Raw genomic sequence first — 10,940 nt, 5'->3', positions numbered from 1 at the left:
CTGTCGTGTCACACCGGGCCGAGCATCTTGTTCGGCGAGAAGGCCGTCTGGAACGGCCGTTGGAAGATGATTCGAGCGAAGTCGGCGGGGTCCGCGCTCTGCCAGGTCGCGGGATCCGGGCTCAGCGGGGTGGGTGGCACCCCGCCGCCGAGCCGCTTCACAAAGCCGTTGGTGAGCGGCACCTCCGGCCAGCCGAGGTCGTACCAGTGCTCATACGGGTTGGTCGAGGACTGATCGAATCCGAACTGCGCGCCGCGCATCGGTTCGCGCACCACGAACATCCAGTTCTGGGCGCGGACGGTCGGCTCGTCGAGGTCGAAGCAGTACAGGTTCGTCCGCTCGTCCACCGGCAGCACGAACTTCGGCTCCTGCCATTGCACCTGGTCGCTTTCGACCTTCTTGTCCACCGACTTCGCGGCAAGCACCAGTGCGCCGGGGTAGCGCCGCAGCACTTCGCCGCGCACCAGCAGCACCAGCAGATCCTTCGCACCTTCGGCACTGTGTTCACCGAGCGGGACGTCGGGGTCCCACAGCGCGATTTCGCCGTACTGGGGTTGCACACCGCCGGGGGGCCAGAAGCGGGAAAACGGTGTTCCCGCTTCGTCGGTCGGGAATTCGCGCCAGCGCAGCTCCCGGTTGAACTCCTGGTTCAGGCCGACGAGCAGTGCTTCGACGAACCCCGAGTTGATTTCCAGCAGGGTCGCGCTGTTGTCGGGGAAGGTAGTGATACCTGGGACCGCCCACTCGGGCCAGCGAGCGAGAATCTCTGCGGCAATGGGGAATCCGAATTCGGGGTGCGTCATGATCTGGCGCAGCGGTCTCCGATCGGTGTCCGTGCGGCCCGCGACCGACGCCGTCGGGATGATCTCTTTGATCCGCGCGAGCTGTAGCGGCAGCGGCCGGATGACCGTCCGCACACTGCTCGCGATCGCCTCGATACCCATGCTCACCCGGAATTCGGTGGGCGTCTGCGTCGCCAGACTCTCGGCGAGCACCGATCGTCGCAGCCCGCGCAACTGCATCGGACGCGGCACCGGGAGTGCGCCGCCCGCCATCGTCTCCGACATCGACGTGCCGACCTCGGCGAGTTGCCGCGCGGCGTCCGCACCGCCGAATGCCGCACGCGCGGTGAACGATTCCTGTTGAGCGCCGACCAGGCCGACCAAGGTCTGTGCGGCGAACAACGAGGACGGGTCGCGTGCGACGCTCGTCGCCGCCATCGGCCCGACCGCATCGGAGATGGCGGCGAACCACAGCGCCGGTTTGGCGGGAACCACCTCGGTGCCGCCTGCGGCAGTGGTGAGGACCGAGCCCGTCGGCATTTCCCCTGCGGAGGACCCCGCGGCACGTGCGCATCGCCGTGCCAACGCACCGTGTGGGCGGGTGAGCCGGACGAACGCGGTCGATCCGGAGCCGTCGGGAACCGCCGAATCGGCGAGCACCTGCTCGAGCGAACCCTGATCGGCCACTTGGACTTTTGTGCGCAGCAGGTCGGCAAGTCCGGTCATCGGCGCGGGCGCCATCGTCGCGAGGTGTTTGCCTTGCGCGTCCGTGGCGGTCTGCTCGGCCAATTCGGTGGCCGCGAGCAGCCGATTCGCCTCGTTGATGGCGCCGACCTGCTCCCAGGCCCGTGCCATCAGGAATTCCTGTTCCAACTGGACGTAGCGCGTACCGAGCGCAGCCGCGACACGGAACTGCACCTGCGTGTTCAGCGTGCGCACCCAACCGGTGGGCGGCAACGTCTGATCCCCGGTGTGGTGGCTGCCGTACAGCGGTGGCGCGACGGCCTTTTCGTCACGGTCGGGGGGCACTCCGACCCGTCCTTTGCGGCCTGCGGGCGCGTCGACCCGCTCCTTGATGAGCTCTCGGTAGCGCTGCATGCTCGCGGGATCGGACCACTGTTCGTCGTGTGTCTCCGATCCCGGAAGACGCAGCGCGCCTTGCACCTTCACGGTGACCTCGGCGGGTGCGCCCGCCGGTGGCTGCTCGTGCGGCCACGGCTGGTGCACGTCGATCGGGCGGGACCCGAAGCCGGGCAATGTCGCCGCCGCGACCGGCTCGATCCTTCTGGCCAGGTCCTCGAAGGTGCCTTCCTCCCCCGTGCTGAATTCCCACCAGTCATAGACCGGTAGCAAGACCCCGCCCTGCTGCCCCGGCGACCAAGCCTGTGCCGCGCCGTCGGCGGGGATCTGCTTGTTCAACCCCGCCTCACGACCGGCTTTCGTGGTCGGCACCACGCACGCGATCCAATTCTTGCCTGCCTCGAGCCGCCGCGGGCAGATCAGCCGGGAGATGACGGTGTCGAGCCCGGTTCGATAGTCCCGATCGACGGCGTCGTTGGGCAGTCCGTCGCCTTCGACGCGCGCCTCGACATGCACCCAGGAAGCGGCATCGGCGAGGTCGGGCAGTGCGGCCGCGGGCGCGTTGACGAACCATAGCGGACGTCCCGGCTGCGGCCGTCCTTCCTCGGCGGCCAGCACGAGCAGCGCCAGCCAGGGCCTTTTGACCGGTTCCGGAATGCTGAACAGCCATGGCAGCGTCGCGTCGGCGAATTCGATCAGCGCGAGATAGTCGGCGGCGCCGTCGGGCGTGCCGGGCGGCGGCTCGCGCCGGACCACCATTGACGGCTCGAAACCCACAGTGTCACCGGGGCCGAGCAATTGCAGGTCGGGGCCCGGCAGCGTCCGTGGCTGCTCGGCCGGCTGATCCTTGATCGACCGGCGGACGTCGACGGTCGGAGTGAAGCTGGGCCGCGCATTCTTCGTCGACCGTGCTACAGCGGCCGCGCCGATCTCGACCGACGATACGAACCAACGACGACTCATCGGTTGATCACCACCTTGGGAACAAGTTTCTCGAACGGGCGCTGCGCAAGCCGCCACCGATCCACCCGCTCGGCGGCGGTGATCGTGCGCGCGAAGGTCTCCGCGAGGAAGTTGCCGCGCAGGCGCAGGATGATTCGCGGGTTGGGTGGAGCGGGGAACCAACCTTGTTCCACCTTGTAGCCGGTCTCGTACCTGTCGTCCATCACATGCGCCGGTCCCGGCTCGACAGCGGTGTTCGACAGCGCGTATCCGCCGGTCCGCTGCTCGAACGCGCCACGGCCGAGTTGTTCGTCTTTGGTCATCGCGAAGTACTCGCCGGGCACGAATTGCTCGGGAACAGGAATGGTCCGTGGCAGCTCCAGCCCGGCATCGAGGTGGCCCGAGGTGATCTGCCAGGTCTGCTCGGGCACACCGAGTCGGTGGAACCTATTGATCGCGATATCGAGTGGCACGACCGACTGACTGACCCGCAACGACGCATCGGGCTGCGCGACGATACCTTGCGCGAGTTCCTTCTTCGCCGTCTCGGTGAACTTGATACCCGCGCGTTGCGCGGCCGGGCGCTCCACCGCCCACGCGTCCCGTTGGCGGACCGCTTTGGCGACATGGTCGAAGATGTCGTCAGTCGATTGCGTGAGCGGCGCCGGGTCGCCCCACCGGACATCGAAATCCAGGGAGACCTCCCAGAACAACACCTCGATGCTGCCCTTGCCGTAGGCATGCCATGGCGAAGGGCCCTCCAGCGTGAAATCCAATCCGATGCCTGCCAGCCGCTCGCCGAAGGCAAGGACCGCGACGCTCGCGTGAACAGACGCTTGGAAAGCCAGGGTCGGCTCCCAGACGAACAGCGCGTCGAGTCCGAGCCCACCCTCGAGCCCACACTCGGCGACCGTCGCGTCGAGGTGGAGTTGCGCGCCGAATTGCAGTGAGTTCGACGTCAGGGCCAGGTAGGACTCCGCGCGCAGCCCGATGACGCCGCCGCCGAGGTCCATCGTGAGCCGAGTCAACTGCGGTACGCCGGGCGGGCGGGTGTACTTGGGGTGAAAACCGCCCGCGGACACCACGAATACCGCGTCGCCGCCGCCGCGGAAGAGCAGGTAGATTTCGCCGGTCACCGGAATCCCGACGATCCACGACCCAGCGAGGGAGACCAGAGAATCGACCAACGGCACCGCGGGGACGATCTGGCCGGACACGCTGGCCTGCAGCCGGATCAGCGGCACCGCAGGATCTGGCAGCGCGATCAGCAGCCGCCCGAGCATCAGCATCCGACCTGGGTCCGGCAGTTCGAGAATCACCGCGACGGCGAGACTGACCATGCGGCCGCCCCAGGTGATCCGGACCATCGGACCGACGACGAATCGCCCAGGAGCCACCGGGAAGCAGGATTCCAACGCACCGACGATCTCATCGGCTCGGGCAATCGCATTGCCGGGAAACAGGATTCGATCGGCATTGCCCTCGCTGACCAGTCTGTGCAGATGATCGGTGTCGGCGCGCCGGTTGATGCCGACCAGTCCGCCGACTGCATCGATCGCGAAACCGAAGCCCAACTGGATACCGGGATAAGGGAATTCGGCGCCCAGTAGAACGAGTAGCGACAGCGGCGCATTGTTGTTGTTGCCCGGCAGTTGCAGCAGTCCGAACGCGGTCACATGCAGTACGCCGAGGTTGATGTCGAGTCCGCCCGCGTAGGCGTCCGCGCCGCGCCTCTTGAAGAAGCCGCCGCCGGATACCGGTCCGAGCAGCAGGTCGATGCCCATGCCGGACGGGAGGTCTGCCACGAGGTCGGTGCCGATGCCGATCCGGTCGGGCAGGAGGATCGGAATGTCGATACCCACCTCGTCGAGGCTCGCGCTCATCGGCAGCGCGGGCGGTTTCGCCAACACCGACACACTCGGCTGGAGCACGAACTTCCCGTCCACCATGGCGAGTGCGACCGCGAAAGTGCGCACCGAGATGCCGGGCAGCTGAAGGTTGATCCTGCGCTCGACGCGCACGCGGCCTTCCGTGAAGCGCAGACCTTCGGTCCGGCTCATCGCCAGGGTGAGATCGGTCGGTGAGGTCTCCGCACCGCTGCCGCCCAGCAACCCGGCCAGGCTGGCGGGCAGCAGTCTGGCCGTGAACTTTTCGACACTGATGTCGACGTGCGCCGGGGTGGCCGGGGATGCGGCCAGGGTTGCCGCGACGCGCTGCGTCGAGATCCCGAGTCCACCCGCTCCCACAGCGAGTGCTTTCTTGCCGACGGTGACGGCGACGGTGCCCGCGGGCGCCGCCGCGGCGCCGCCGGGGGTGAACGTCGCGGTCCACGCGTTGTCGGTCCGGACCGACACGGTCAGATCCCACTCCGCACCGACCACCGAATGGTCGAGTACCGCGTTCGGGGTGACGACCAGATCGATGACTGGGCCCGGGGACACCGCGAGCACCCCACGAGAGCCGTTCTTGGTGAGCACGAAGGCGAGCCCGCGAGTCCCGTCGGACCGCTTCCAGCCATGCGCACGCAGCGGTGATGCGGCGTCGCTGAGGTTGCCGACCAGGTCGTGCACCAACTTCAACAGACTGTGCTGATCGGGCAGGTTCGCCAGCGCCTCGAGTAACTTGCCACTCAGCGCGGGGTCGGTCTCCCCGGCGAGCACCGGCAAGTCGAGAGCATTGGCGAGCGAGGCCACCGCCCCGTCCGCCAGCCCCCACAGCAGAGTCGCGACTTTCGCCAACAGTTCCTCGGGGTCCATGGCAGCCTCCTCGCCTACCGATCGGAGCTACCGATCAGCCATCCCCAAGCTATGGCGAGTGCGCGGACCGAACACGAGTACCGACTACTCGAATCCCACCGACCCGGGAGTCGGTACGCGCACCCGCCGCCGGGACCGCTGTGCGCCGGCCCAGGTGGTCCACTGCGGGACGGGTAACCACACACCCGGCGGGAACCGCTCCGACCACCGCTGTACTGCCTCTACCCCTCAATTCCCGTTGCCGGTGGCCGAGCGCAGGCACCCGCGGGCATGATGGCGCCCCCGAGACCGAGGCCCCACCGGAGCGCGGACCGCGCTGTGGCGTTTACTCTGCGCCACAGCGCGGTTCGACAGTTCAGCGAGTCAGGCGGCCGCGCCGGTCTTCGTCGCCTCCACGGCCTCGCCGATCCACGGCAGCACCGCAGCCCGCACCTGCACGGTGCGCGGCAGCAACCCGTTGGCTGCCAAGAGGTCGGCCGCGTGTTGCTGTTCGTCGAGGAATTCCTCGGTGACGGCGTTGACACCGAACGGCCTGCCCCGCAGGGCGGCCTCCCAGGCGTCGAGGTCCGCGGTGTCGCCGCGTGTGACGATGTCGTCGACGAAGTACGCGGCGGCTTCGCGCGGGTTCGCCACGATCCAGGCGTCGGACTCCTGCAGGGCCGCGATGATCGCTTCGAGCGCGGCGCGGTTGTCCACGGCGAAATCGCGTCGGGTGAACCACAGTGACGGATGGCTGAACACTGACTCGGTGTCGATCAGGGTGCGCAGTTCGGTGGCGGCCTCCACGGCGGTCAACCCCGGGTAGGCGCCGACCCACGCGTCGAGATCGCCGTTGAGCAGCGCCGCACCGCCGTCGCGTACGTCGGTCTCGATCGGCTCGATGTCCGACCAGCCCAGCCCCGCCCTGTCCAGCGCGAACAGCAGCAAGGTGGTCTGCCAGGAGCCGTGCGCGATACCGACGCGTTTGCCCTTCAAGTCGGCCACGGTCCGGATGCCGCTGTTCGCCTCGGTCACCAGCCTGCCGTTCTCCACCCGAGGGCCGGAGATGCCGACATAGACGAGATCGCGGCCGTTGGCCAGGCCGGTGACCGGCGGGGTGAAGCCGGTGCCGATGAAGTCGTAGCCGCCCTCGGTGAACAGCCAATCCGAATGCAGCGACGGCAGACCGGTCTTCGGGTCGATGCGCTGCGATGGCGGCAAGGTGCGCAGATCGACCCATTCCACGTCGGGCAGCCGACGTTCCAGGATGCCGCGATGACGCAGCACGAACAGCGAATTGTTGTGCGGGAAATAGCCGACACGGACGGACATGGATGCTCCTGAAATCGGTACGGGGATGGTCAGATCAGTCCGCGGCGACGGGCCTCGTCGGCCAGGCCGCTGCGGCTCCACTGCACTGCAAGGTTGGACGGATCGAATTCGGCAGAGCCGCCCAGGGTTTCGGCAATCGCCTGATACTGAGCGCCCTCCTCCAGCAGAACGACGAATTTCGCCAGCTCCAGCAGACCCGCCCGGCCGATCACGTTGGCGCCGCCGTTGGCCTCGAAGATGGCGACGAGATCCGGGTCCTCGACGAGGCGCTGCAGAATGAAATCGCCCGCGCCGACGCTGCGATCGATGTGCGGCGGAATCTCCCGTGACAGCGTCAGCCGCTGCGAGGCCGCGTAGCGGATCGGCAGGGTGCGATGGGTCTGGGCCCAGCCGCCGAGCCACGGGGTGTGGATGTGCACAACGGAGGTGATCTCCGGGTGCGTGCGGAAGACCTTCGCGTAGCCGGTCACGAACCCCGCGGATCCGGCGCCCGACAGCACATCGCCGTCGAAGGTCGTGACGACCGGCGCGATGGTGCGGTCCTCGGCCCACGGACCCGGTTCGTTGAGCGCGACGGCGATCTCCTCGCCGGGCACGCGTTCGACGAAGTTGACGGTGCCGTTGCCGGTCACGGTGCCGGATTCGCGGAAGACGCGGAAGGCCTTCTCGGCGTCCCTGGTCGCGGCTTCGACAAAGGACGTGACGGCCCCGGAAAGGCGGGACTCGGTGGTGGTCATGGATTCTCCTGAACTATCGGGCGCGGGAAAGCGACGGTGCGGGATCGGGTGCGGTGAGCCGGGACCGACCGAGCAGCGGCAGCACTTCCTCGCCGACTCGGTAAGCCTCCTCGAGATGCGGGTTGCCGGCGAGGATGAAGGCGTCGACACCGAGGTCGACAAGTTCGTCGAGGCGCTGCGCGACCTGTTCGTAGCTACCGACCAGGCCGAAGGCAGGGCCGCCGCGGATGAGGCTGAAGCCGCACCACACGTTCGGCTGCACCTCGAGATCGCGGAAGCCGGTGATGGTTTCGGGCACCCAACCGGTGATGCGGGCGGCGCCGACGGAATCACCCTGCGCGGCACGGTTGGCAGCATCGCGGTCGACGAAGGCCCAGCCCTTCTCGATCTCCGCCCATGCCGCTTCCTCGGTGTGCCGCGCGACGATGTCGATACGGACCGCGAACTTCGGTGTGCGGCCGATGGTTTCGGCGTGCGCGCGCACTCCGTCGAACTTCGCGCGCAGGTCGGCGTACGGCTCGAGCCAGGACAGGTAGTAGTCGGCGTGGCGGCCCGCGGCCTGCACGGCGGCACCGGACGAGCCGGAGAAATACACCTCGGGGAACGGTTGACCGGCCAACCCCGGTGGCAACGCGGCGCCCTCGGTGGTGAAGAACCGGCCTTGGTGGTCGTAGGGGTTTCCGTCCCATACGCCGCGCAACACATCGAGGAACTCGCTGGTCCGGGCGTATCTGTCGTCGTGGGAAACCTTGTCGCCCCACCACAATTGGGCAGGACCACCGCCACCGCTGATGATGTTGTAGACCAGCCTGCCGCCGGTGGCGCGCTGCAGACTCGCCGACATCCGCGCCGCCTGCACCGGGTGCAGGAAACCCGGCTGGAAGGCGACCATGAACCGGTAGGTGGTGGTCTCTCGTGCCAGCGCCGCGGACACTGCCCACGGGTCGTCGGTGACCGGGAACGACGGCAGTAGCCCGCCGAGGAAGCCTGCCGACTCGGAGGCCTTGGCGACGGCGGCCATATGGTCGATGTAGCCGTAGCCGTCGAGCTCGCCGTCGCGGATCGCGGGCGCGATATTGCCTGGGCCGTAGCCGTTGGCGTGGCCGCGGTTGTAGCGGCGAGGAGTCCGAAGCGACGCGTGGTCGCCCTCCATGCCGATGCGCCAATAGACGTCGATGGTCATGCCGTTGCCTCCTGGGCGGCCAGGGTCCGTCCGGCCGGGTCTACGAGATACAGCAGGTGCTCGCCAGTGCGGTGCAGTTCCTCGATGTGCGGATGGCCCGACAGCACGAAGGTCTCGATTCCGGCGCCGATGTAGTCCGAGAGGTGTTGCGCCACTTGCTCATAACTGCCGACGAGGCCGATCGGGTATGGGTAGCCGAGTTCGGCGAAGCCCGCCCAGCGCCCGTCGCCGAGGTCGAGGGCGGCTGCGGGGGCCGCATCGTGCACCTCGGCCCACTGCCGGTGCGCCCGCGCCCACGCCTCCTGTTCGGATTCCCTGGCGATGATCGGCAATTCGAGGCCGGCGCGGACCGTCCGGCCCGCGGCGGCCGCGCGTTCCTGTAACCGGGCCACCGTCGCGGAAACGCCGTCGGGCGTCTCGGTGAACACGTGCACATCGCCGTGCCGGGCCGAGAGTTCGACGGCCTGCGCCGAGGTGCCGGACAGGTACACGGTGGGGAACGCGAGCCCGGACAGGACGCCGCGGAAACCGCCATCGATCACGTCGTAGTGATTGCCCGCGAAGTCGATCCCGGTGCCTGCGAATCCCGCTCCCGGAACGGGGGTTTCGTTCCAGACGCCGCGCGCGACCGTCAGGAATTCCGCAGCCCGTGCGTAGCGGTCCTCGCCGGCGACCCGGTCGCCACGGGCCCGCGCATCGGCCTCGTCGGTCTCCACTGCGATGCGCCACGCCAGCCTGCCCTGCGAAAGGCGTTGCAAGGTGGTCGACACCTTCGCCGCGTACACCGGAGTGCCGAAGGCAGGGTGGAATTCGACGACGACTCGCGCATGCCTGGTTGCGCGCAGCGCACCGCCTGCCACGATCCATGATTCCTCGCCGAGCGGATCATAGGGCGCGAGCACCCCGTCGAGTCCGGACAGTTCGGCGGCGTGCACGACCTGGTGCAGGTCGTCGAAGGGACCGAACTGGCCCGGCCGCACATCGGTGGCCGCGGTGGCCGCCGACGGGCCGCCGAAGCCACCCCGATTGCGCAGTCCCGGTTCGGCACGTCGGCCGTCACCACGGGAGGGCAACCGCCACAAGAACTCCGTCATGCGGGAACCTTCCCGGACGCGACCAGCTCACGTGCGCGCTCCAATGGCTCACGGGCTACCCAGGATTCGAGATCGAAGTCGGCGGCCAGGAAGCCGTGGGTGTACAAGAACTGCTTCTGGACGCCGATCAGCTCCACCCGCTCGTCGGACAGCGACGGGTGCAAATCCTTGTGGAAGTCCGCGCCGTATGCGGCAACGACACCTTCGGGGCCGGACAGGGTCTCGCGCTGCAGCACCTCGCGGACACTGTCGAGATTTCCCGCCGCCCAGTCCGCCGCGCGCAGGCTCTGCGCGAGAAAGCCGATGACCACCTCGGGGTGCGACTCCAGCAGCTCGGCGTGCACGGTGATCGGGCGTGGGGTGCCGTTGTTCACGCGCAGCCGCTTGCTCTCGGTGGCGTCCAGGTCGACCGCGATCCGCAGACCGTTCTCCTCGGCCACCTCCTGCGCCCGAGCGCCCTTGACGTAGATCGCGTCCACCTCGCCGCGCAGCAGCTCCTCGACGCCCCAGGTCGTGGTGCGACTCCCGGACCGGGCTGCGGCGCGTACCTGCGGATTCCGTTCGACGCCCACCTCGACGGCGGTCACGTCGGAGAGGGTGAGGCCGCCGAGGCGCAGGGCGTTCGCGAAGCCGTGCAGAGCCATTGCGCGGGGAAAGCTGCGCGCCTGATCCTGCGCCCACGCCGGAATGCCTACACGCAGCCCCGCCAGCTCGGCGGGCGCCGAAACCAGCGAGTCCGGTCCGACCAGGATTGCCTGCGCCTCGTCGATCCACGTCAAGCCGATCAGCCGGGTCGGCGAGCCCTGCGCGCGGGCCGCGATGGCGGGCACGTTGCCGCCCTCCCGGACCAGGCTCGACAGGTCGTGCAGGAAGTGATGCGCGGCCAGTTCCGGGCCCGCGTCCTGCAGCACGCCGAATTCCAGCCCGGCCTCGGCGGCGGTGTCGCCGAGCCAGCCGAGGCTGTGCGCGAGTCCGCTGGCGGTCGGTACGGGGCAGCGGGTGTACCAAAGGGTTTCGGTCATCGAGCACTCCTGAAGGTGCGAAGGTGTCTTCGG

The 10,940-nt window shown here is 68.4% G+C and carries 7 protein-coding genes; all 7 read right to left on the bottom strand.

Features of this window, described 5'->3' with window-relative positions:
* Nucleotides 1–8: 8 nt before the first annotated feature.
* Nucleotides 9–2,825, bottom strand: a complete 2,817-nt coding sequence (locus OHA42_RS20025; protein WP_406229412.1) for a hypothetical protein — start codon at nucleotides 2,823–2,825, stop codon at nucleotides 9–11.
* Complete coding sequence (locus OHA42_RS20020) at nucleotides 2,822–5,560, bottom strand: DUF6603 domain-containing protein (RefSeq protein ID WP_406229411.1); 2,739 nt, start codon at nucleotides 5,558–5,560, stop codon at nucleotides 2,822–2,824. Before OHA42_RS20020 ends, OHA42_RS20025 begins: the two co-directional genes overlap by 4 nt.
* Nucleotides 5,561–5,923: 363 nt before the next feature.
* Nucleotides 5,924–6,871 (bottom strand): ABC transporter substrate-binding protein, encoded by a 948-nt coding sequence (locus tag OHA42_RS20015; RefSeq protein WP_406229410.1) that lies wholly within the window; start codon nucleotides 6,869–6,871, stop codon nucleotides 5,924–5,926.
* A gap of 29 nt (nucleotides 6,872–6,900) precedes the next feature.
* Complete coding sequence (locus tag OHA42_RS20010) at nucleotides 6,901–7,608, bottom strand: class II aldolase/adducin family protein (RefSeq protein ID WP_406229409.1); 708 nt, start codon at nucleotides 7,606–7,608, stop codon at nucleotides 6,901–6,903.
* 13 nt (nucleotides 7,609–7,621) lie between these two features.
* Nucleotides 7,622–8,791 (bottom strand): LLM class flavin-dependent oxidoreductase, encoded by a 1,170-nt coding sequence (locus tag OHA42_RS20005; protein ID WP_406229408.1) that lies wholly within the window; start codon nucleotides 8,789–8,791, stop codon nucleotides 7,622–7,624.
* Complete coding sequence (locus tag OHA42_RS20000; protein WP_406229407.1) at nucleotides 8,788–9,885, bottom strand: LLM class flavin-dependent oxidoreductase; 1,098 nt, start codon at nucleotides 9,883–9,885, stop codon at nucleotides 8,788–8,790. The genes OHA42_RS20005 and OHA42_RS20000 overlap by 4 nt, the downstream gene beginning before the upstream one ends.
* A complete protein-coding gene (locus OHA42_RS19995; RefSeq protein ID WP_406229406.1) occupies nucleotides 9,882–10,907 on the bottom strand; it encodes an ABC transporter substrate-binding protein in 1,026 nt (341 codons plus the stop codon). The genes OHA42_RS20000 and OHA42_RS19995 overlap by 4 nt, the downstream gene beginning before the upstream one ends.
* Nucleotides 10,908–10,940: the final 33 nt, after the last annotated feature.

Source organism: Nocardia sp. NBC_01009, from assembly GCF_045208035.1.
Lineage (GTDB): Bacteria > Actinomycetota > Actinomycetes > Mycobacteriales > Mycobacteriaceae > Nocardia.
The sequence above is the reverse complement of the archived record's forward strand: the minus strand, read 5'-3'. Positions and strand labels throughout refer to the sequence as shown.